The organism is Puniceicoccus vermicola, assembly GCF_014230055.1.
Classification (GTDB): Bacteria; Verrucomicrobiota; Verrucomicrobiia; order Opitutales; family Puniceicoccaceae; genus Puniceicoccus; species Puniceicoccus vermicola.
Genome location: NZ_JACHVA010000040.1, coordinates 40,471 through 60,902 on the forward strand (window position 1 = coordinate 40,471; position 20,432 = coordinate 60,902).

The window sequence follows — 20,432 nt, forward strand, 5'->3', positions numbered from 1 at the left end:
ATTACTATGTTTGGGGCAGCGACAAGCCGGTCCATAGCCATCGATGCTATGGGAGGCGATCGCGGACCGGATGCGTTCGCTCAAGGCGTAGCTTTGGCCCTAAAAGATCCCGAGTTCGACACTAATTTTGACGAGCTCATCCTCGTCGGCGACGAGTCAATCCTCTTCCCTGCCCTCCGCAAGGCGGGCATTTCAGGGGAGAAGCGAATTGAAGTCCATCATGCTTCCGAGGTGATCGGGATGGACGAAAAGCCCTTGATGGGCATCCGCCGCAAACCCGATTCCTCAATGGTGCAGGCTCTGCACCTCGTAAGAGACGGCCGTGCATCGGCCCTTCTCAGCTGTGGAAACACCGGCAGCCTCATGGCTGGCGGCACGCTCCGCATCCGCCCCCTTCCCGGCGTAGAACGCCCAGCTCTGGGGACGATCATCCCGACCCGGGAGAGCAAATTCATCCTCTTGGATGCCGGTGCCAACCCCGAACCAACGGCCCTGCAGATGTGCCAGAATGCGATTCTGGGCTCGAATTACGCCAAGGTGGCCATTGGCAAAGAGCGCCCTCGCGTAGGTCTCCTCACCATCGGCACTGAGGAAGGCAAAGGCAGTGCTCGCATTCACGAGTCTCACGAGCGCCTCAAACAGCTCGATTCGGTCATTGAATACACCGGCCTGATCGAAGGTTTCCAAGTTTTTCAGAACCATGTTGATGTCGTTGTCTGCGACGGATTTACCGGCAACATCGTTCTCAAGGTATGCGAATCGCTCTTTAAAATGCTCAGTGGGTATTTAAAAGACGAACTTTCGGCGAATTGGCTCCGCAAAACCGGCGCATTTCTGTCGATGGGCGCTTTCAAGGAGATCAAGCATCAGCTCGATCCCGCGCAATATGGAGGGGCTCCCCTCCTCGGCCTGAAAGCTCCGGTCCTCAAAGCCCACGGTTCTTCCGACAGCGAATCGATCGCCGGGGCCCTCAAGATCGCCGCGAACGCTTTGAAATACGATATGACCGAGCACATTCGGGAAGACATTGAGAAAGCCACTCAAGTCCTCGAACGGATCAGCGAAGATAATTCAACGAATGGACCTGAAAAAGAGATGGCCTCCTCTTAAAAAAACAACCACTCTTGACCACTTATGTCCCATCACGGTCCTTCTATTTATGTGCGCGGAACCGGCTCGTACGCGCCGGAAAAGATTCTTACCAACGAGGATATCTCGAAAATCGTTGATACCAACGACGAATGGATCGTAACCCGCACCGGGATTCGCGAGCGCCGAATCGCCGCCGAGAATGAATCGACGAGCGACATGGCAGCCAGGGCCTGCGAAAAGGCGATGGAGATGGCCGGAATCGGGCCCGATGAGGTCGATGCGTTAATCATCGCAACCCTCACGCCGGATATGCTTTTCCCCTCAACTGGGTGTTTGGTCCAGAACAAGCTAGGCCTGGGAAAGGTCCCGTCTTTCGACGTAGACGCTGCCTGCTCGGGATTCATGTATGGCCTCGAGACCGCACGCGGGATCCTCTCCGCCAATCCGCGCTATCGCAACGTGCTCCTCGTCGGAGCGGAAAAGCTCAGCTCGATCATTGACTGGGAAGATCGCTCGACCTGCGTGCTTTTTGGGGATGGAGCCGGAGCTGTGGTTCTCAGCCGCGAAGAAAATCGTGGCGGAGGAGAACTCCTCGGTGTCCAACTGGGGGCCGACGGCAACTGCGCCCATATGATCCACATGCCAGCCGGAGGTTCGAGCATTCCTGCCTCCATGGACTCGATCAAGAACCGGCAGCACTACCTCAAGATGAACGGACGCGAAGTCTTTAAACTCGCCGTCCGCGCGATGGTAAAGGCTTCCCACGACATTCTTGAAGAATGTGGGGTTGAGTTGAAAGATGTGGGTTGCGTGATTCCCCACCAGGCCAACATCCGGATCATTGAGAGCGTGGCCTCTCACATGAAGCTGCCACTCGATATTTTCCCGAACAACGTCCACAACTACGGCAATACTTCAGCCGCTTCGGTGCCCCTAGCACTCGATGAGGCCATTCGGGGTGGAAAAATCGCCGATGGAGAATATGTCCTCATGATCGCATTCGGCGCAGGCCTGACCTGGGGCTCGACTCTCATGAAATGGAATTCGCCCAAGTGATGAAATTTCTCCCAACGCTTCTTCTCATAATTTTCCTGCCGACGGCTTCCTTCGGTTTCCTCGATTGGTTCCGAAGCGATAAGAATGTCGACTATTCGGTGCCGACGATCCAGCAACTCGACGCCGCCGACCAACTATACACCGCCGCGCTCGACGCCCGGGACAAGAACAAGCCGAAGACAGCCCTGAAGTCTCTCCGGACGATTCTCCTCGATTACTCGAACACACCCGTGGCTGCTGACGCCCTGTTCCTCGCAGGCGAAATCCAGATGAAGCAGCGGAATCTGAGTGAGGCATTCAAGAACTTCCAGAAGATCGTCAACCGCTATCCGGGGTATGAGCGATTCGACGCCGTCATCTCCAACCAATTCATCATCGCCTCGAGCTTCATGAACAGCGGCGAATCCGGAAAGGTTCTCGGTATTTTCGGCTCGAATCACTACGACACAGCCATGGAGTATTTCGAGGTGATCATCAAGAACTCGCCTTACAGTGACTACGCCCCCCTGTCTCTCATGAACATCGCACTCATCGCCCAGCAAAAGAGCGATGAGGAGCTCGCTATCGACGCGCTGGACCGCTTGATCACCCTCTACCCCAGAAGCTTGCTGACGCCCGATGCCTACTTCGCGATGGCGCAGGTTTTCGCCAGCCTCATCCAAGGGCCTGAATACGATCAGGGCTCAACCCTTGAGGCCATCAATTACTACCAGGACTTTCTGATTCTTTTCCCCCGCAGCCAATATGTGGACGAGGCCGAGAAAGGGCTCCAGCGAGTCAGCGAAATCTACGCGCAGAGCAAACTCATCATCGCGGAGTTCTACTACGTAAACCGTCATGAGGAGGAAGCTGCAGCCGTTTTCTACAACGAGACAATTACGGTCGCTCCCGAAACGGAAGCTGCGGACATTGCCCGTCAACGCCTGGAACGAATGGAATCGGGAAAGAAACCGCCACGGTTTAAGGTAAAGCTGAAGAGCAACGACATTCCCAGCGCGGTGAATGACTTCTTCGTCGAACGGTGGCGTGCCATCGACCTGGAAGAGGCTGAGAACGACAGCATCCTCAACTGACCTGGAGGATCCAACGTTTTCACTCACGGGTAAGATTGAAGATTTATCCGAATCCCGAATGATAAAAATCCTCCAGATTCCCTTTTTCCTCTTCGCCGCTTTGATCGCTGGCTGTGCGGGATATCAAAAAGGGAGCTTGCCCAATTCCGAAACGGCGTCCCTCTACCTCGAGCCGATTCAAAATGAGGCCTATATTTCTGGAGTGGCCCCACTCTTCCAATCCGAGCTCCGCCGTCAGATTCTTTCCAGCCGTCTCCTCAAACTTGTCCCGACTCCAGAGGAAGCGGACATGGTAGCTTACATCCGGCTCCTTGACTACGAAGAGCAACCCATTGGTTACCTGAAGAGCGACACGGGTCAGCCCATTTCCGCACGCATTTCCGTTTCTGCTCAGCTCACCCTGACCGAGACGGACATCGACGAGACTGTTCTCATTGAGGACATGCCACTGACTGCGAATTCGGCAGTCTACTCCTCCCCATCCACCGCCTTTCCCAATCCGGTTGATCAAAGCAAACCCGCAATGGTTAGCGATCTGGCTCGGCGCGTCGTCCTGGAATTGGAATTACAGCGCCCCTAAACGAGTGGGCGAGCCCCGGGGCAAAACTTCCCTGCGGCCAATGCTATCCTGGGAAAAACAAGAAGAACTCGCTGCCCTCGCCCTGCTGGCTTTTCACTTCGAGTCGCCCGCGGTTCCGTTCGACAAAGTCCTTCACGAGTACAAGACCCAATCCGGTTCCATTCTCTTGGTCAGTGCCTAGAGTAGAGATGCTACCTTCGCGCAGGAACAGACGAGAGATCGCCTCCTCACTCATTCCTACTCCACTGTCCCGGATGGAGACAACGACCTCCCCTGCCCTCTTTTCTGCCGAAATTATCACTTCGCCGCCTTCCGGTGTAAACTTGATCGAATTGCTGAGAACGTTGTTCAGGATCACCGTGAAAGTCTCGCGGTCGACCTCAAGCATCAGACCCTTGGGGACCTTATTCAAAACATCGATCCGCTTGCCTTTAGCCGTCGCGCGATGCGACTCGATCGACTTCTCCGCGATATCGGAGACATCCAGCATCACTGGCTTGATCTCGATTTTGTTGCTTTGAGAACGAGCCCAATTCAAGAGATTTTCCAATAACTCGTAAGTGATACGGGACGAGCGATCAATCTCTTCAATCATCTCCTTCCGTTCCTCATCTCCAAACTCTCCATATGATTCCGAGAGGATGTAGGAGTATCCCAAAATCGCGTTGAAGGGATTCTTTAGATCATGAGCGATAATTGAAAAGAACTTATCCTTGGTTTCATTGGATTCGAGCAATTCCTCGTTTACCTGCTCAATCGCATCAACCTTCTGTTTCAAGTCGTAAGCCATTTGATTGAACGATCCCGCGAGTATCTGCAGCTCTCCCTTCGTGTTCAAATCAACGAACGTATCTAAATTTCCTCGACCAATCTCGTCGGCACTGCGCACGAGTTTCATCAGAGGTTTTGAGATCGAACGGGAAATCAATAATCCAAGACCAATGGCGAAGATAAAACTCAGAACCGAAAGATAGATCCCCAGTCGAATCGTTCGCCGGACCCGAATGTTCAATTGGCGAATCGCCCATTCGATTTCCTCTTTCGCAAGTTCCGCAATTTCGGCTATACGCTCTTGGATATATCGGGAACTTGGCTCCAAGACGTCTTCGAAGACCTCCTCAGCCTCCTCGAATTTACCCTCCTCCTGCAGTGCCAGCACTTTATCGAGAGAAGAAAAGAACTCCGGAACCCGACTCATCATCGTATTGAGTTTTTCGATCTCTTGTTGTTCCAGCTCGTCAAAGCCATCTCGCCCTGTCCCTAAATACGTTGCCCGATTCAATTTCCCGAGCGCCTCCTCCATTTCCACCCTCGCCACTCCAATCTTCTGTTTCGCGAGTTCAATTTCGTCCGACCGCCCCCCCAGAGCCCATTCGAGTAGCAACTCGCGAACATTTGAGCTTATTCGCTGCTGCGTGTAAGCGACCCGGTGGGACTCAATCAATTCCGCCCGGTTGGAAAGCTCAAGATCGTCAATTTGCTGGATCGTGATAAAATTCTGCCTCAGGGCATTGAAGTCTACGATCATCATAACCCCCGTCACTAAAACGAATCCAAGAGTGATCTTCTTCCAGATCTTCATACAAGTAATTGACTAGGGGCTAAATTGGAGCGAGGAGATCCCTGTCCAGAACCTTAGGCATAACCAAGCGACCAAGAAAGGCAATCTCTGGAAGCGAAAAGCTCCGCATCCCGACCCTTTTTTACGTTCTGCTACCGACGCATACTATTGGATCAGTGAGTCAGCGCAAACAAAGGTCTGAATGGAAGAATTTTAGTCCGGGCAAGAATCGAAAGAAACCGCACCCCTGCCGGACGCAGAAGGAACGGATGGAGAGAATTTGCCACTCGGAAGCGCGTTCGCAAATGCCTGCAATGGGACCGAACGATATCATCCCTGGCCCCCTCCCACTCCAGCCGTCCATTCGCCCACTTCTCCAACGGAGTCAGTGCCAACTCGGCCGACTCGAACGCGATCGACATCCCATTACCCGTAAATGGAGGAATGACTCCCCAAGCGTCACCCAAGCGCACTTCGCCCTTTGGTGGAGGTTTGAGTCCAAACGCAACGCCAGCCACGCCAGCCGCACTACCCGGCTCGATCCTGCATTTCTTCAACAAATCGACTACCGGCTCCATCCCCGAGGCCGATGCGTAGGCTTCCAAGATTTCCTCCTTCCCACCCCGCACCTCAGGGCGTTTGCGAAAAAGCCCGCAAAGATTCCAATATCCTCCCTCGACGGGACAAAGACCCACGTAACCATAATCCCCGAAAAACAGAGTCAGCTCCCGCGGGAGATCGCCCGCGATGTGAAGCTTGAACCCCATCCAAGAGGTTCGTTCCGCAATCCTCCCAGAGGCCAACACGACCCCTTCCTCATTGGGATTTCCCCGCCAACGTTGACCGAGAATGACCTCCCCTCCGTTCGCCCGAACTCGCTCTACGAGGCGATGATCGAGCGCGTACCGGGAAATCCCCAACGCCGGACGCGGAAGCTCTCCCGAGAACAGGATTTCACCCTTTTTGCCCAGCCAAGTGGCGCGATGGTGAAGAAGAACATCCTCCAGATCATCGGCTACCCGCAAATTCTGTAGAGTCTCCGGGCGAACGCCGCAGATAAATTCCCCACAAACCCGGTGACGCGGTATTTCCCCCGCCTCCCAGACCGTAACCGGGATTCCACGGTCGGAGAGAGCTACACCCAGCGAAAGGCCTGCCAGACCGCCTCCAACAATCGTCAATTCTCGAGCCATGAGACCATGCGATAAGCTCCCCGGATATCCGAGACGATCTTACATTTACGCCCATTTCGGTCCGCGCCCAAAAGATCGGCAATCTCCCGACCGCGAAAACCCGCCCCGATGCTCACCCGTCCGTCGTGCCAGGAGACCGGATGCAGGCCAAAGGGCCTCATGGCCGCCAAACCCCAAACCGCCCAGCCGACCCGCAGAGGCTCGTTGATGATCCAAACCGGGAGGTGGGCCATCTTCTCTCCCAGAGCTTTGAGATCTCCATCCTCGAACTGATGCAGCAATAGATTCGAGACCAGTAGATCCGGCCCCGGATTCCAAGAAGCGGTCAGAAGATCCTCCTGCCGCCACAAGCCTGCTTCGGGCCAATCGGGCGGACGCTGCCACAAATCGAGCCCGGTGTAATCTCTCTCCTGCAACTCCGGGATCTTCTCGAACAGATACCGCCCCAGATCGCCCTCCCCGGCCCCGATCTCCACGATTTTCCGACCCGGTTGATAATATTTGCGGACTTGCCGGGCGATCCAGGCCCAGTTCCCCATGAACCGATTCAAAAAGCGCAAGTCCCGGCGGTTGGCCACAGCCCCCGGATCATCGGGCTCCAAGGTGTCTAAAATCTCCGGCCGAACTACTCGTGACTGCATAACCCGGTAGGATGCCATGAACTTTCGACAGAGCAAGACCGGGAAGCCCTATCTCCCTCAGGCAAAAATTCCTGCCCAATCCTCGTTCTTGACTTCGACGGAAGCCTTTCCAAGTCTCCTTTGAAATGTTCACCCGTCCAAACGCACCGCGCCGATGAGCCAAGAGCCCATTGATCCCCAGACCCTCGCAGAACTCAGAGCCTGCACAGAAGCTCTGGAAGACCGCAAAGCGAAGGATCTCCGGATACTGGATGTGAGAGGAAAATCTTCGATTACCGATTTCCTCGTGATCTGCTCCGGAACGTCCTCTCCACACCTCCGTGCCCTTTGCACCTCAGCCGAGAAGGCGCTGTTCAACAGCCCGGGCAAAGTCTCCCGTCACCGGGACGAGTTTGAGAGTGGTTGGGTCGTGACCGATGGAGTCGACTTCGTTGTTCACATCTTCACGGAAGAAATGCGCGGCCTCTTCCGGCTCGAAGCCCTCTGGAAAGACGCCACGGAGATCCCGCTGAGCGAGATCCAGGAAGTCTCTTCGACGAAATAGTGCGATCGCACGGCGCGAGCCGTTGAACTTTTCGAAGAACCAGCGGCTGGAGCTGCTGTCCCCGGTTTTGAGGACGATCCTCTTCACAGAAGATAAATCCTCCTGGAACTTCCTTGATTCCGAGGAAAGTCCTCTCGGACCGTCTTCGGAGCTCCGAAAGAGTTGAACCGTCAAGGGATCGCAGATCCCTATTCGATGAACTATCCTTCCAAGAGGGAATAGCGCATCAGAGCCGCTAAGGTCAGTGAATGCGTGATCTCCCCGCGTCGGCAGGCCTCACGGACGTCCTTCATGGGTAGAAGAATGACCTCCATCTCCTCATGCTCGTCCCAGTCCACCTCGTCCACAAGCTTGGCTTGAGGCACCAGCACGTAGTGACAACGATTGTTCATAATCGCCGGATTCGGATGGCAATCGGCAAAGATCTTCGCCGTGCCACCGGCGAATCCGGTCTCCTCGCGCAATTCGCGAACCCCGGCATCGAGAGGATTCTCTCCGTCATCGACCATTCCCCCGGGCAATTCCAATGAGAACTCTTCGCTCCCATGGCGGAATTGACGCACCATGACGAGTTCGTCGTCAAGAGTGATCGCGACGACATTGACGAAGTCATTGGTGTCGACGACATACCAATCGCTGACCCGTCCGTCATCCTCCCTGCGGCTTTTCTGGGTAATCACTCGGAAAACACGGCAATCCGCGACTTCCTGCACTTCCTCAACCTTCCACGCCGATGGTATTTTTCCCGTTTCCATATTGCCATGTTCGTGCGAACCTTATCGGGAGACAACCGATTTCAAACCATGCCAGATCCATTCACCCACCTCGAAGACTTCAGCGAAGACATCATTGCCAAAGCCCAGGACGGCTTGCGAATGACCAACCGTGAACTTGCCGACCGGGCAGGAATTGAGCTGTCCACGGTAAAGGCCCTCAAAAATGGATCGATCGACGAGGAAGCCCTCATTCGCGTCGCTTCCGCCCTCCAGCTGCACGGAGAACGCCTCATCACATCGGCCCGCAAGTCGTGGCTCCCCGAGACAATCGAGTGCCCTCACCTCACTACCTTTACGAGCGAGTTCCGCTCAATGACCGTGAACGCCTACCTCCTCACTTGCCCTGACCATCGTGGAGTGCTCTTCGATACAGGAGTCGACGCCCAACCGATTTTCCAACATCTCGAGGAAAATGAAATCGAGCTCGAAGCCCTCGTTCTCACCCACGGACATCTGGATCATGTCGCCGTGATGGAGCCCATTCTTAAGGCTTGGCAGAAGATTCCCGTCTTCGCCCACCCCTCGGAGAACATCGACTCGGCCCAACCCCTCCATTGGGGAGAATCGTTTGAAGCGGGACCTTTCCGCCTCCGAAGCCTATCGACTCCAGGACACACTCCCGGTGGAACCTCTTTCTTTGTTGAGGACCAGAGTCCACCAATAGCAATTGTGGGAGACGCCCTCTTTGCCGGCTCAGTCGGGGGTTGTGCGGGGGACTACGATCATGCCCTTCAGTCAATCCGGGAGAACATCCTCACCCTTCCACCCGAGACCATTCTCTGCCCCGGCCATGGCCCGACGACGACCGTCGCCGAGGAAAAACAACACAACCCCTTCTTCCCAAACTGATGTGGCGCGACGTATCCAAAGGACAACTCTTTCAAGGCGATGTCTTTGAAGGCCTCGCCGCCTGGACCGGGGACAAAGCGCAATGCATTGTCGCGGACCCTCCCTATTTTCAGGTCCAAACCAAGGAGGAGTGGGACAACCTTTGGCCAGACGAAGAGGCCTATCTCGATTGGACCGCCCAATGGGTAAAAGCGGCCTCTCAGCATCTGGCGCCCGATGGAATTCTCTACATTTTCGGGCAGCCCGGCAAAAGAGAACACGTCTGGCTCAAAGTCTGCGCCCATCTCGTCGACACCCTCGCCTTCCATGACCTCATCGTCTGGGACCGCGCTGTCGGCTACAACGAACGCCGCGACTCGTTCACCCCGCAATTCGAAATGATCCTCGCCCTACGCCACCCTGAGGCGAACAAGGTGTTCTTCGACAAAGATGCTGTCCGCATCCCCTATGACGAGAAGACGATCCAGACCTATCTCCGCGACAATCGCTACAAAGACAAGGAAGCTCGGGAAAAACACCTACGTCGTGGGAAATACGCCACCAACATCCTCCGCGTCCCCTCTCTGAAAGGAAGCTCCAAGGAGAAGATTGGCCATCCGACTCAAAAACCCATTTCTCTCATCGATCAACTGATCCGCTCCAGCTCCAAGCCGGGGGATCTCGTTCTCGACCCCTTCCTCGGAAGTGGAACCACCTCCGTCGTCTGTGAACGCACTGACCGCCGCTGGATTGGCATCGAATCGAGCGGGGACTATGTCCAAATGACCGAAGAGCGACTGGCCACCTTGTTTCCCTAATTAGGCGAAAAGTCTGGTCGCGAAGACTACGCCTCCAGGCTCTGGATGTATCCAGATGTGCGGGGACTTCAGTTGCAGCCCATCCTGAGAGGAAACCACGCAGAGGTTCAGGGGAACGCGGTGCTTCAGCCCTCGTTTTCGGAATGTTTTCTTGGTTATGCACGCAGGCCGAGCGCTGCCCTCCCGAAAGTCCGAGGGAAATCGAATCGTTTTGTTTTAAAACCACCGTCACTTTTCATCCCCCCAAAGAGCCCACAGGATCACTTTCAGAAAGGGCAATTTCCCGGAGAGAATTTGTTGGCCATTTCAGCCAAATTTCACAAAGCTGCACCTATATCCGAACTACCCCATCTTCTCCCGAGACAACGGGAAAGACATCTACTAACCCCAGAATTCGATCATGAGTGAAGCCGTGCTCCCCGAACCTGTTCACAAAACGCTATCTCAAGTAGAAGCAAATTTCGCGAACTCGACCCTCAAACCCCTTAGCGGATTCACCATCGGCATTGTCGCCGCCATGTCGGGGGTTCTCTTTGGCTTTGACGCATCGATTGCCGCAGCCTGCGGGACCTCCGTCAATACCCACTTTGGCATCACGAATTCCCCCGGCCTCATGGGCCTCTGGGTGGGATGCGTTCCCCTCGGGGCACTCTTCGGTGCGATGCTGGGTGGGAAAGTATCCAGCACTCTCGGTCGGAAAAAGGGACTCTTGCTCAACGCCCTTCTCTTCATCGCCGGCATCGTCCTCGCCGCGGTCTCTCCGGGCTTCTGGGTATTCGTCGTGGCCCGACTGTTGATGGGACTGGCCATCGGAAATTCGGCCGTCATCACTCCCATGTACATGGCCGAAGTGGCTCCCCCGGAAAATCGGGGAAGGATTCTCTTCATGTATCAGCTTTCCATCGTCATCGGGATTCTGGTCTCGTTCATTGTCGGAGTCACCGTCGATAGCCTCATTCCCAATGACGACGTAAATTGGCGGGTAATGATTGGAGTCGGTTTGATCCCTGCCTTCATCTTTCTCTTTGGCATGTTTCGCATGCCCAACAGCCCCCGCTGGCTTATCGAAAAAGGCCGATGGGCACATGCCCACGAAATCCTCCTCAGGATGATGGACCGAAGTGAAGCCCGCAAGACCTTCAGCGAGATTCACGAGAACGCGGTAAAGGACGAGAAGGTTTCGATCAAGAGCCTGTTCAGCAAACTCTTCTTCCCGGTCATTCTTCTCGGATTCTTCCTCCAATTCTTCCAACAATCGACCGGCATCAACGCCGACATGTACTTCGGCCCCGAAATTTTCCGGGAAGGTGGCTTTAGCCAAACCGCCAGCATGTGGGCGCAAGTCGCAATGGGGATGGTCAACCTTATCGCCACGATAGTCTCCATCTTCCTGGTCGACCGTCTTGGGCGGCGTAAACTGATGATGATCGGGGTCAGCGGGATTGTCCTCATGCTTTGCGTGCAATCGTATCTCTTCCACGCCTACGACAGCCAGCGCAGCACTCTCCAGCAAACGGTTTCCAACACGCAGACAGCCGAGGCTACCCAACGCCCGGTCCTCCCCAACACCGGGGCAGCTGTCATCCACAAGGGATACACCCAATCGAAAGCCTTGATCTCGCCGGATGCCAAAACCAGCATCACCGACGCCGCGTCCAAAGTCGCCGCTAGCGTTTCCTCGCATCCGACGCAGACCGTCACCTACCTGATTTTTGGCAGCATTCTCCTTTACATCGTCTTCTTTGCGATCAGTGCTGGCCCCCTCTGCTGGTGTATTATCTCCGAGATTTTCCCCATGCATTTGCGGGGGATCGGAATGTCCATCGCGGTCGCAGCCAACTGGCTCGTCGACTATTTCGTCAGCCAACTTTTCCCGGTGATGAAACAGGATCTTGGGATGACGGTGACCACACTCATCTACGCAGCCTTCACCACCTTGGGCCTCGCCCTCGCCGCGAAATTCCTGCCAGAGACCAAAGGCGTGCCCCTCGAAGAAATCGAACGCAATATCTACGCTGGCAAGCCTCTCCGCGAAATCGGTGTTCCCTCGGGGAAATAAGAGACTGGAAACAGTCCTAGGATAGATTTCGCTTCCCAGGGCTCATCGCAGATGAGCTCTAGGGGCGGCTTGGTGTCCGTGGTTCGAGCACAAGCTTGGCAGGATCCTACTGCTCAATCACCAGCCCCAATAAGTCCGCTCAATCAATCCTCACCACGTCGGTTGAGGACGATCTCCTTCGGCCATGCCGCACTACTGAGATCCAGCAAGTAGGTAACCGTCTTCGCGATATCTTCCGGCGTCAGAACATCCGGTCCACTGGCTCCTGTCAGCGGAGTGGCCACCATCGCCGGACACACTGCTGCTACGCGAATTTGATCTTCAGCGCCCTCATCGGCCATGGCCCGACTGAGGCCCATGACACCGTGCTTGGAAGTAGCATAGGCCCCCACGCCCGACCAAGCTTCCACTCCGCAAAGCGAGGAAATGTTAATGATCCCGCCCCTCAAACCGTTCTCAGGAACGACCTCATTCTCCAACATTGAGGCATAGGCGGAACGCGAACACCAGTAGGTCGAGTACAGGTTCGTCTTCATCACTCGATCAAAGGTCTCGGTATCCGTATCCATGATCTTTCCTCCGGCCCCGATACCCGCATTATTGACCAAGAGCTCGACGCCTCCAAATTTCTGCACGGCGGTCTCGATCAATCCGTGGCACTCACTCTCTTTCGACACGTCGACCGAAATCGGCAGGGCCTCTATCCCGAAGCGATCCGCAACCTCCGCCGCGACTCTCTCGTTCTCTTCCTGACGCCGACCAGCGACAACAACGTTCATTCCCCGGGCGGCCAAAGCGTAAACGATCGCCTCGCCGATTCCGCTATTCCCTCCAGTGACGATCGCGGTCTGATTTTTTCCAAACATGGATATAGCCTAATCCGACGACTCCAATTTCTCAAATTCGATCTTGAAGATCCAGCGTTTCCGACAGCCCATCGGACTGTAACCGGCTGAAAACCTCGCCGATCAGATAAATCGATCCCGTCAATAGAACAGGATCCGGCCCCTCGGAAAACCGAGCGCAATCTCCCCCGGGGAAAAGCTCTTCGACCGAGGTCTCCAGAACCTCTCCCTGAAAGCTAGCAGGCACCACGCTCCTCATTTCATCGAAGCTCAGGGCTCGGGGCTGAGATGGCCGAACGATCAAAATCCTCCTTGCGTAGGGAGCGACTACTCTCAGGACCGCCCACGCCCGGGCCAATCCAAGGCTGCCGACGACCACCTCCAATTCACCGCGGGGACTGCCGAATCGCCCCTGAAGATTCTCGGCCAGCACTTCCGCACCTTGGGGATTGTGGGTGCTATCAAAAATAATCGAGCGAGATCCGACCTTCCGTTCTTCCCAGCGGCCCGACCAAACGGTGTTTTGGAAAGCCGATCGCATATCACATGGATCCAATGGAAAACGCGTTCGCACAACTTCCAGTGCAAGCTGGGCGGTCCCGGCATTCCATCGTTGAAACCGACCGACCAAATTGGTCTCCGGCAACTCCGCCTCCCGAAAACGATCCCTCACCGAATGCACCGGACAGCTGAGCTCCGCAGCTCGCTCTCTCACGACCCCTTCCGCATCCGATGGAAGCAATCCCATCACCACGGGAATTCCCGCTTTCAAAATCCCGGACTTTTCACCCGCTATCTTCGTAATCGTTTCTCCGAGAATCTCGGTGTGATCCAAACCAATGGAGGTGATGATGGAAACCTCGGGAGTTACAATGTTAGTCGCATCCAAACGCCCTCCCAATCCCACTTCGAGCATCGCGCAATCGACCGACTCCTCCGCGAACTGAAGAAAGGCCATCGCCGTCATAAATTCAAAAAAACTGGGATAGTCATCATCCGATTCCTGCACGACTTTTCGCGCCGCTTCTCGCAACATCTCTGTCAGACGAATAATCCTTTCTTCCGTCAACGGTTCGCGGTTCACCTGAACCCGCTCCCCCAGATGCACCAAGTGCGGAGACGAATAGAGCCCAGTCTTCAGCCCTCCTCTACGCAAGGCCGATTCCAGAAGAGCACAAACCGATCCCTTCCCATTGGTCCCCGCCACGTGGATCACCGGAAACTTTCTCTGCGGATGCCCGAGAGCCTCGGCCAGTCTCTCCATCCTCCCGATGCCGTACTTCGATCCACGATTGCGCAGCCCGAAGAGAAAATCTCGCACTTCAGGAAAAGACGGGATGGCATCGGAATCTGATAGACTCATGCTCCCAACTTTCCGAAGAAACCTCCGGGAGACAAGCGGATTGCTTGTCCGCCTCCCCGCTCAGGTTTCGGATCCAGCGGAACCCGACCAATCTCCACTCTCCACGAGGATCCCGCCCTCACGCTGAATCTTCTCGCGACTCATCTCGTAGGACCACACCCGCTCGGTCTTCTCCACATCACAACGCTCTACATCGACCCGCAGTCTCACGTAATCATTGGCCTCGACTGAGGGATTCTCCGGATCAAACCCTTCGAGAGAATCGATCCCCTTCAACGCTGCGATATCGCGGAGCTTGAGAATGAAGCCATAGATCCAACGATCTCCACCGAATTGAGCCGCCGGATACCCGACAGAAAGATGATAAACCTGGCCCCGCACCCGGGCTGGCCACCACTGCTCGACCTTTCCCTCACAAAACTGAGGCCAATAGAAGCCACCTGGCTTCAACGTCCCGTAGACAAAGACCTGAAGATCTTCAAACCATCCTATTTCGCTCGTAGACATCTCTATCAAAATTGAAAGGAACCCGATTTGAAGCGAATCCGAACAGCGAAAATTCAAAAAGAAATTTCCGAAAAGCTCCGATCGGAAACCACTCCAAGCAGAAGCTTGAATCCGTCGTTCCGAAAATCTCGGAGCGTAACTATAAGTGCGGGAATTTTTGGAGCAAATTGATCCCATTTCCCTCGGCCTTTCAGGAGCGCAGCTCTTTAGCCTGCGTGCGTAAGGACAATAACCTGGGAAATACGCGGGCTCAAAGCACCGCGCTCCCATGAACCTCTCCGCAGATTTCACACAAAATCGATGTAATTGGCTGATGGAGTCCACGCACTTCTGATCTCCCACCCCCATCCTCACGATTCAGTCGTTGACCCTCCCCCGGCAAAGAGGAGGATAACATTTGCATGAAAGCATCGGACTTTTTCGACATCGCCCCTGATCATCCTATTCGTTCCTGGTTCTCTCTCGAGGAAGCTCCTTGGGCCTGGCTTCCCCAGATCAAGGACGCGTTGGCCGGAATCGAGTCCCGGCTTCCGGCATCCGTTCCGCCCGGTCTCCACATCGAAGGCCCGGTCTTCTTCGAAGGTGAGGTCAAACTCCCGCCTTTCGGATCCATTACCGGACCGGCATGGATCGGCAACGGCTGCGAATTGCGGCCTGGGGTCTATATTCGCGGAAACGTCTTTGCCGGCCGGAATTGCGTTCTCGGCAACTCGTGTGAATACAAGAACTGTATCCTCCTCGACCACGTTCAGACCCCTCATTACAATTACATTGGCGATTCCGTTCTCGGCAATCGGGCCCACCTCGGCGCTGGCTCCATTCTCTCCAACCTCCGATTCGATCAAAAGCCCGTCGTCGTCCGGACGGCCGAAGGATCCTCGGAAAGTGGCCTTCGCAAATTTGGAGCGATCCTTGGAGATGGTGCAGAAGCCGGATGCAACGTCGTCCTCCAGCCAGGCACCGTCCTGGACAGAAATTCTGCGGTCGCCCCTGGTCTCGCCTACGGCGGCTATCTTGAGGCGGAAAATATCGCTTTCTGGAAGCCTAGCTTCCGCAAGCTCCACCGCAGCGTTCTCGAACGTTGAAGCACTGCTGGGCCAGAACGCTTAGTCCCCCAGAACCGACAGAACTTCCCGGGGAGAACTGACTAAATCGTCCGCTCCCGCCTCTCTCAGCTCTCGCTCCGAGCCGAAGCCGTAAGTGACCCCGACCGCGCGTAGCCCATTTGCCTTGGCGCCGATCACATCATGAAGGCGATCACCGATCATCCACGTCTTCTCGGCAAGGAGATCCTCTACGGCAAGAACGTTGCGGATTAAGTCTGCCTTTTCCGCAAAGGTTCCGTCGAGGTGACTCCCATACATCTGCACAAAGAATGGGCTTAGACCGAAATGCTGCAGGATCCGGCGCACAAACACCTCAGGCTTCGAACTCGCAACAAAGAGTTTCATTCCCGCCTTCGACAATTCATCGAGAACATCCGGCACCTCCGGATAAACCGAGTTCTCGAAAAGCCCGATCGTCGAGAATCGCTCCCGGTAGTGCCGTAGTGCTTCCTCACACACGTCTTGTGAGTCGTCTTCCAGAAGAATGACGAAAGACTTCAAGAGCGGAGGCCCGATACACCAGAGCAAATCGTCTCTTGGAGGAGCCTCTCTCCCCATTTTTCCCAATGCATACCGCAAACATTCCGTAATCCCAGGCTTCGGATCCGTCAGCGTTCCATCCAGGTCAAAGAGTAGATTTTCCGGTTTCACTTCAGCACACTGCATCTCGACTCAGAAGAAGGCGAGCCCACTCAGTTTCGAGACGGCCCCTTCCGATTCCGGGTGGAGCGAAGATCAAGCAACAGCCTCTGCGCCACGGAAATATTTTCTGAACCCATTTTATGGTCCGCATGGGGCGGAAGAGACACCTGCAGGAAGAGTTCTTCGAAAGACGCCTCTCATCTGCTCCGAGATTTCCAGTTGCTCTTTGACCAGACATTTACGAACTTTTCTCTATGACCGATCACATTTCTTCCGAAGGGGCAAAAAAAGGAATTTTCCGTTCAGAAATGGCCCTCTGGGTCGGCATACTGACCACCCTGATCTTTTTTACCGTTGGGGCCTCTTGGGTAAAAGAGCTCGGAAGCGGGATCGCCGCCGGGGGAATTTTTCTCTGGCTCTTCGCGGTAATGCTCTGGCTCAGCTTCGGCGTCGTCAAACATGCGGAATGCCTCGCCGTAAAGCTGGGAGAACCCTTCGGCACTCTGATCCTCACACTCGCCGTCATCAGCATCGAGGTGGTGATGATTTCCGCAGTGATGATGACCGGGAAGGAGAATCCAACCCTCGCCCGCGACACCATGTTCTCCGTGGTCATGATTGTTCTGAACGGGATGCTCGGGGTTACGCTCCTTCTCGGAGGACTCCGCCACCATGAGCAGAACTACAATCTACGCGGTGTCCGTTCCTATACCGGCGTTTTGGTCGCACTCGGCTTTCTCTGCCTGATCCTTCCCCGCTTCACTCAATCCGCTCCCGGCGGAGAGCCATCCGATTTGATGGCTTTTTACCTCATCCTCGTCTCGATTTCACTCTACGGGGTTTTCCTCTTTCTCCAATCGACCCGACACAGTGCCTTTTTCAAAAACCCGGAAGAAATCGATTCCGACCATGAAAGTCACGGCCATGAGGGTCTCGAAATTCGATCAATCGGATTTCATGTCGGGTTGCTGGTGCTCACCATGCTCCCGATCGTACTCCTTTCCAAGAAAATGGCGCTCGTGGTCGACTTTGGTATCAGTGCCACGGGAGCCCCTGAACCCCTCGCCGGATTTCTCGTTGCCATTCTCGTTCTCTCGCCCGAGGCCATGGCCGCTATAAAAGCCGCGCTGAACAATCAACTGCAGCGCACGGTTAACATCGCACTGGGTTCTGCCCTCGCGACCATCGGCCTCACCGTTCCGGCAGTCCTCCTCATTAGCGAAATCACCGGCAAGCATATCGAGCTCGGGCTGGAGCCAGCCGGAATCGTTCTTCTCGTGGCGACCTTCATGGTTGCCGACTCGACCTTTGGCAGCAAGCGGACCAACACCCTCTCCGGCGCCGTCCATCTCGTCCTCTTCGCCACCTACGTGATTCTGATCTTCGATTGATCTACGACTCGCTGGCATCACAGCGGCCCAATCTACCGAAAACAGGGAGAATACAGACCGCATAAACCCACCGATTCCAGCGCGGTGGCCCCCCGAGATCGTTCGGCGGGCTCGTCTAGCCAGTCGCAAAAGGCACTCCTCCAATCCATTGCAATCCGTCGAGAACTCATCATCCTAGAACCCAATGTGGAACACCCTTTTTTATCTGCGCAACCGACTCGCCGAATGCCTATGGCTCCGCCCATTGGTCATGTGCATCGTCTCAGTGCTCGCCCTCGTCGTCGCCTACTACGCAGGAACTTGGTTTGAAGGGGATCACTTTCCCGAGATCAGTGCCGACACCCTAAAAGTCCTTCTCGGCGTTCTCACATCAGGGATGTTGGTCATCGCGACCTTTGCCGCCGGAGCAATGATCTCTGCCTACGCCTCGGCCAGCCAAACAGCCACCCCGCGGGCCTTTCCGGTCATCCTCTCGGATGATGTCTCCCAAAACGCACTCTCTTCCTTCGTCGGAGCCTTTCTGTTTGCCGTCATCGCCCTGCTCGCGGTGATGAATGACATTTTCCATGCGGGAGCCAGATTCCTTCTCCTCCTCCTAACCCTTGGAGTCTTCTGGGTAGTCGTCATGACCTTCATCCGCTGGGTTGACCGAATTGCCCGCCTCGGGAGACTCGGCACCACCCTCGGGCAGGTCGAAGAAACCGTCACCCGCTCGATCCAGCATTATCAGGCCTCATGGCTTTGGAAAGCCTGCCCACCGGACCCCAATCCAAAAGGCTTGGGCATTCACCAATCACAAATCGGATATTTACAGCGAATCGACTGGCCTCGCCTTCAAGAAATCGCGGAAGAGGCGAATCTTCGCATCCAGATTCTCGCCCTTCCCGGAAAATTTGTAACCCCGGACCAGTGCTTAGCCATCCTTTCTGGAAAATCGAAAGAGGACCTGAACGCCAAGGAAATCAACGAGATCCAGAATGCCTTCCACATCGGGGACAAGCGAATGTTCGACGAAGACCCCCGATTTGGATTCGTAGTTCTCTCCGAAATTGCCAGCCGCGCGCTCTCCCCTGCGGTCAACGACCCTGGAACCGCGATCCAGATCATCGGTCAGTTCGTCCGTCTTCTCCACCTCTGGAAGAATCCCACCCGCGAATTCAACCCAGAGAAGCAATCCCGGTTTGACCGACTCCAAGTAGCGCCCATCTCTCTCGAAGGGATTTTCGAAGACGCCTTTCTCGGTATCGAGCGGAACGGGGCCGAATTCAAGGAAGTGATGATCCGCCTGCAAAAAGCCTATCAGGCCATTGGGAAGATGGATGAAGAACTCCAAGCTCTGGCTTCCCAGCATGCTCAACAGACCCTTCGACGCGCGGAAGAAGCCCTCGCTTTCGATGAGGATTATCAGGCTGTGAAGGCGATCTGTAAGCCAGAGAACCCGTGACCTTTCTTGCCCTGTATATAATCTCCGGACTCATTTCTTACCTCTGGCTCAATCGCAAAACAAAGGAGGGGGTGCAACCCGCGTACGGCCTGTTCATGCTGAACGGCTTTGGTATTTGGATCGTCATCTTTCTCTGGCCCATCATCATTCCTTTCACAGTAATCGATAACGCGATCCAAGAACGGGAATTGAATAGTCGGAGAAATCAGGAAGAACCGCAAAGAGTCGACATGGGTCGAGAAATCGGAAAATTGGGTGAAACTCTGACAGCCCAAAGCCCTACCGGACGAGTATGGGTTGACGGCAAAGAATATGAGAGTCGATCCACTCGCTCGTTCATTTCCAAAGGGAAAAAGATTCGCGTCGTGGGGCACTCCATGGACTACCTCCAGATCGAAGGAGTAGATTCAGACATCACACACCGCTCTGATCGTTCCCGCAGAAAAACTTAAGTGTTGGGCCGATTCCGATTGATGAAGAATCCTCCCCCAACCGACCAAACCGACCGAGGGAACAGCCCTGCCTCGATCTGGCGATAAGAGAATCCAAGGCTGATTGCGGTGAGTCTCTCTCTTTAATCCATACCAACAGGATTCTCTTCCCTGGGCGGATGCAGGAAGAAGGGACCGGCAGGAAGCAACGAGGCAATAAAGGCAATCAAAACGAAACGGCGACTCCAGCCTAGCCTGATCCAGCAGAGACCGAGGATGACCATATAGGCAATGAAGAGAGCCCCGTGAGCCCAGCCAACGACTTGCACGGCCATCTCGTAGCCTGCCAGATATTTGAGCGGCATCGCCACCAAGAGGAGAACCAAATAGGAAATCCCTTCCAAAATTGCGACTCGATGAAACCATTCTGCCATAGTAACTGACGCAATTCGGAATCGGCTTATTTGCAATGCCAATCGACT

General features: G+C 55.0%; 21 protein-coding genes. 12 read left to right on the top strand and 9 right to left on the bottom strand.

What is annotated here, in order from left to right:
• Nucleotides 1–6: 6 nt before the first annotated feature.
• Genes plsX through lptE form a run of 4 tightly spaced genes read left to right on the top strand, consistent with a single transcriptional unit; the run spans nucleotide 7 to nucleotide 3,801 of the window.
• Nucleotides 7–1,110 carry a phosphate acyltransferase PlsX gene (gene plsX / locus H5P30_RS03700; protein ID WP_185691612.1) on the top strand — a complete coding sequence of 368 codons (1,104 nt, stop codon included), beginning with the start codon at nucleotides 7–9 and terminating at the stop codon, nucleotides 1,108–1,110.
• A gap of 24 nt (nucleotides 1,111–1,134) precedes the next feature.
• Complete coding sequence (locus tag H5P30_RS03705) at nucleotides 1,135–2,148, top strand: beta-ketoacyl-ACP synthase III (protein WP_185691613.1); 1,014 nt, start codon at nucleotides 1,135–1,137, stop codon at nucleotides 2,146–2,148.
• Nucleotides 2,148–3,221 (top strand): outer membrane protein assembly factor BamD, encoded by a 1,074-nt coding sequence (gene bamD, locus H5P30_RS03710; RefSeq protein WP_185691614.1) that lies wholly within the window; start codon nucleotides 2,148–2,150, stop codon nucleotides 3,219–3,221. The genes H5P30_RS03705 and bamD overlap by 1 nt, the downstream gene beginning before the upstream one ends.
• A 58-nt stretch (nucleotides 3,222–3,279) precedes the next feature.
• The gene (gene lptE, locus H5P30_RS03715) at nucleotides 3,280–3,801 is read left to right on the top strand and encodes an LPS assembly lipoprotein LptE (protein ID WP_185691615.1); all 522 of its coding nucleotides are present in this window, start codon (nucleotides 3,280–3,282) and stop codon (nucleotides 3,799–3,801) included.
• 43 nt (nucleotides 3,802–3,844) lie between these two features.
• Here the strand turns inward: lptE and H5P30_RS03720 are convergent, their stop codons facing one another.
• The 3 genes from H5P30_RS03720 to H5P30_RS03730 all read right to left on the bottom strand — a co-directional run bounded on the left by H5P30_RS03720 (nucleotide 3,845) and on the right by H5P30_RS03730 (nucleotide 7,196).
• The gene (locus H5P30_RS03720) at nucleotides 3,845–5,383 is read right to left on the bottom strand and encodes a sensor histidine kinase (protein ID WP_185691616.1); all 1,539 of its coding nucleotides are present in this window, start codon (nucleotides 5,381–5,383) and stop codon (nucleotides 3,845–3,847) included.
• 152 nt (nucleotides 5,384–5,535) lie between these two features.
• Nucleotides 5,536–6,555 (bottom strand): NAD(P)/FAD-dependent oxidoreductase, encoded by a 1,020-nt coding sequence (locus tag H5P30_RS03725; RefSeq protein ID WP_185691617.1) that lies wholly within the window; start codon nucleotides 6,553–6,555, stop codon nucleotides 5,536–5,538.
• Nucleotides 6,540–7,196 (bottom strand): class I SAM-dependent methyltransferase, encoded by a 657-nt coding sequence (locus H5P30_RS03730; RefSeq protein ID WP_185691618.1) that lies wholly within the window; start codon nucleotides 7,194–7,196, stop codon nucleotides 6,540–6,542. Before H5P30_RS03730 ends, H5P30_RS03725 begins: the two co-directional genes overlap by 16 nt.
• A gap of 154 nt (nucleotides 7,197–7,350) precedes the next feature.
• Between H5P30_RS03730 and rsfS the strand changes: the two genes are divergently transcribed.
• Entirely contained in the window at nucleotides 7,351–7,740 is a 390-nt protein-coding gene (rsfS, locus tag H5P30_RS03735; RefSeq protein WP_185691619.1) for a ribosome silencing factor, read from the top strand.
• Nucleotides 7,741–7,940: 200 nt separating this feature from the next.
• Here rsfS and H5P30_RS03740 read toward each other — a convergent pair whose 3' ends face one another.
• Nucleotides 7,941–8,495, bottom strand: a complete 555-nt coding sequence (locus tag H5P30_RS03740; protein WP_185691620.1) for an NUDIX hydrolase — start codon at nucleotides 8,493–8,495, stop codon at nucleotides 7,941–7,943.
• A 48-nt stretch (nucleotides 8,496–8,543) separates the two neighbouring features.
• Here H5P30_RS03740 and H5P30_RS03745 point away from each other — a divergent pair, with 48 nt between their 5' ends.
• The 3 genes from H5P30_RS03745 (at nucleotide 8,544) to H5P30_RS03755 (ending at nucleotide 12,221) form a co-directional block, all read left to right on the top strand.
• The gene (locus H5P30_RS03745) at nucleotides 8,544–9,365 is read left to right on the top strand and encodes an MBL fold metallo-hydrolase (RefSeq protein ID WP_185691621.1); all 822 of its coding nucleotides are present in this window, start codon (nucleotides 8,544–8,546) and stop codon (nucleotides 9,363–9,365) included.
• Entirely contained in the window at nucleotides 9,365–10,162 is a 798-nt protein-coding gene (locus tag H5P30_RS03750; protein ID WP_185691622.1) for a DNA-methyltransferase, read from the top strand. Before H5P30_RS03745 ends, H5P30_RS03750 begins: the two co-directional genes overlap by 1 nt.
• A 400-nt stretch (nucleotides 10,163–10,562) precedes the next feature.
• Nucleotides 10,563–12,221, top strand: a complete 1,659-nt coding sequence (locus H5P30_RS03755; protein ID WP_185691623.1) for a sugar porter family MFS transporter — start codon at nucleotides 10,563–10,565, stop codon at nucleotides 12,219–12,221.
• A gap of 143 nt (nucleotides 12,222–12,364) precedes the next feature.
• Here the strand turns inward: H5P30_RS03755 and H5P30_RS03760 are convergent, their stop codons facing one another.
• From H5P30_RS03760 to H5P30_RS03770, 3 genes are read right to left on the bottom strand one after another with little or no spacing between them, the layout of a single operon-like run.
• Nucleotides 12,365–13,087: an SDR family NAD(P)-dependent oxidoreductase gene (locus H5P30_RS03760; RefSeq protein ID WP_185691624.1), complete on the bottom strand. Its 723-nt coding sequence runs from the start codon at nucleotides 13,085–13,087 to the stop codon at nucleotides 12,365–12,367.
• A gap of 31 nt (nucleotides 13,088–13,118) precedes the next feature.
• Nucleotides 13,119–14,429 carry a bifunctional folylpolyglutamate synthase/dihydrofolate synthase gene (locus tag H5P30_RS03765; protein ID WP_185691625.1) on the bottom strand — a complete coding sequence of 437 codons (1,311 nt, stop codon included), beginning with the start codon at nucleotides 14,427–14,429 and terminating at the stop codon, nucleotides 13,119–13,121.
• A gap of 60 nt (nucleotides 14,430–14,489) precedes the next feature.
• Complete coding sequence (locus H5P30_RS03770; protein WP_185691626.1) at nucleotides 14,490–14,936, bottom strand: gamma-glutamylcyclotransferase family protein; 447 nt, start codon at nucleotides 14,934–14,936, stop codon at nucleotides 14,490–14,492.
• A gap of 401 nt (nucleotides 14,937–15,337) precedes the next feature.
• Between H5P30_RS03770 and H5P30_RS03775 the strand changes: the two genes are divergently transcribed.
• Nucleotides 15,338–16,021 carry an LbetaH domain-containing protein gene (locus H5P30_RS03775; RefSeq protein ID WP_185691627.1) on the top strand — a complete coding sequence of 228 codons (684 nt, stop codon included), beginning with the start codon at nucleotides 15,338–15,340 and terminating at the stop codon, nucleotides 16,019–16,021.
• Nucleotides 16,022–16,042: 21 nt separating this feature from the next.
• Here the strand turns inward: H5P30_RS03775 and H5P30_RS03780 are convergent, their stop codons facing one another.
• Nucleotides 16,043–16,693: an HAD hydrolase-like protein gene (locus tag H5P30_RS03780; RefSeq protein WP_221774272.1), complete on the bottom strand. Its 651-nt coding sequence runs from the start codon at nucleotides 16,691–16,693 to the stop codon at nucleotides 16,043–16,045.
• 245 nt (nucleotides 16,694–16,938) lie between these two features.
• Between H5P30_RS03780 and H5P30_RS03785 the strand changes: the two genes are divergently transcribed.
• The 3 genes from H5P30_RS03785 to H5P30_RS22205 all read left to right on the top strand — a co-directional run bounded on the left by H5P30_RS03785 (nucleotide 16,939) and on the right by H5P30_RS22205 (nucleotide 19,971).
• Nucleotides 16,939–18,075 carry a calcium:cation antiporter gene (locus tag H5P30_RS03785; protein ID WP_185691629.1) on the top strand — a complete coding sequence of 379 codons (1,137 nt, stop codon included), beginning with the start codon at nucleotides 16,939–16,941 and terminating at the stop codon, nucleotides 18,073–18,075.
• A 184-nt stretch (nucleotides 18,076–18,259) separates the two neighbouring features.
• Nucleotides 18,260–19,519, top strand: a complete 1,260-nt coding sequence (locus H5P30_RS03790) for a DUF2254 domain-containing protein (protein WP_185691630.1) — start codon at nucleotides 18,260–18,262, stop codon at nucleotides 19,517–19,519.
• Entirely contained in the window at nucleotides 19,516–19,971 is a 456-nt protein-coding gene (locus H5P30_RS22205) for an NfeD family protein (RefSeq protein ID WP_185691631.1), read from the top strand. Before H5P30_RS03790 ends, H5P30_RS22205 begins: the two co-directional genes overlap by 4 nt.
• A gap of 122 nt (nucleotides 19,972–20,093) precedes the next feature.
• On the opposite strand, the gene H5P30_RS03800 is transcribed toward H5P30_RS22205, so the two are convergent.
• Nucleotides 20,094–20,384: a DUF3817 domain-containing protein gene (locus tag H5P30_RS03800; RefSeq protein WP_185691632.1), complete on the bottom strand. Its 291-nt coding sequence runs from the start codon at nucleotides 20,382–20,384 to the stop codon at nucleotides 20,094–20,096.
• Between the last annotated feature and the right edge of the window lie 48 nt (nucleotides 20,385–20,432).

Excerpts from the sequence above, each read along its gene's own strand:
- plsX (WP_185691612.1), top strand. The coding sequence starts at position 7 with ATGTTTGGGGCAGCGACAAGCCGGTCCATAGCCATCGATGCTATGGGA.
- H5P30_RS03705 (WP_185691613.1), top strand. The coding sequence starts at position 1,135 with ATGTCCCATCACGGTCCTTCTATTTATGTGCGCGGAACCGGCTCGTAC.
- bamD (WP_185691614.1), top strand. The coding sequence starts at position 2,148 with ATGAAATTTCTCCCAACGCTTCTTCTCATAATTTTCCTGCCGACGGCT.
- lptE (WP_185691615.1), top strand. The coding sequence starts at position 3,280 with ATGATAAAAATCCTCCAGATTCCCTTTTTCCTCTTCGCCGCTTTGATC.
- H5P30_RS03720 (WP_185691616.1), bottom strand. The coding sequence starts at position 5,383 with ATGAAGATCTGGAAGAAGATCACTCTTGGATTCGTTTTAGTGACGGGG.
- H5P30_RS03725 (WP_185691617.1), bottom strand. The coding sequence starts at position 6,555 with ATGGCTCGAGAATTGACGATTGTTGGAGGCGGTCTGGCAGGCCTTTCG.
- H5P30_RS03730 (WP_185691618.1), bottom strand. The coding sequence starts at position 7,196 with ATGCAGTCACGAGTAGTTCGGCCGGAGATTTTAGACACCTTGGAGCCC.
- rsfS (WP_185691619.1), top strand. The coding sequence starts at position 7,351 with ATGAGCCAAGAGCCCATTGATCCCCAGACCCTCGCAGAACTCAGAGCC.
- H5P30_RS03740 (WP_185691620.1), bottom strand. The coding sequence starts at position 8,495 with ATGGAAACGGGAAAAATACCATCGGCGTGGAAGGTTGAGGAAGTGCAG.
- H5P30_RS03745 (WP_185691621.1), top strand. The coding sequence starts at position 8,544 with ATGCCAGATCCATTCACCCACCTCGAAGACTTCAGCGAAGACATCATT.
- H5P30_RS03750 (WP_185691622.1), top strand. The coding sequence starts at position 9,365 with ATGTGGCGCGACGTATCCAAAGGACAACTCTTTCAAGGCGATGTCTTT.
- H5P30_RS03755 (WP_185691623.1), top strand. The coding sequence starts at position 10,563 with ATGAGTGAAGCCGTGCTCCCCGAACCTGTTCACAAAACGCTATCTCAA.
- H5P30_RS03760 (WP_185691624.1), bottom strand. The coding sequence starts at position 13,087 with ATGTTTGGAAAAAATCAGACCGCGATCGTCACTGGAGGGAATAGCGGA.
- H5P30_RS03765 (WP_185691625.1), bottom strand. The coding sequence starts at position 14,429 with ATGAGTCTATCAGATTCCGATGCCATCCCGTCTTTTCCTGAAGTGCGA.
- H5P30_RS03770 (WP_185691626.1), bottom strand. The coding sequence starts at position 14,936 with ATGTCTACGAGCGAAATAGGATGGTTTGAAGATCTTCAGGTCTTTGTC.
- H5P30_RS03775 (WP_185691627.1), top strand. The coding sequence starts at position 15,338 with ATGAAAGCATCGGACTTTTTCGACATCGCCCCTGATCATCCTATTCGT.
- H5P30_RS03785 (WP_185691629.1), top strand. The coding sequence starts at position 16,939 with ATGACCGATCACATTTCTTCCGAAGGGGCAAAAAAAGGAATTTTCCGT.
- H5P30_RS03790 (WP_185691630.1), top strand. The coding sequence starts at position 18,260 with ATGTGGAACACCCTTTTTTATCTGCGCAACCGACTCGCCGAATGCCTA.
- H5P30_RS03800 (WP_185691632.1), bottom strand. The coding sequence starts at position 20,384 with ATGGCAGAATGGTTTCATCGAGTCGCAATTTTGGAAGGGATTTCCTAT.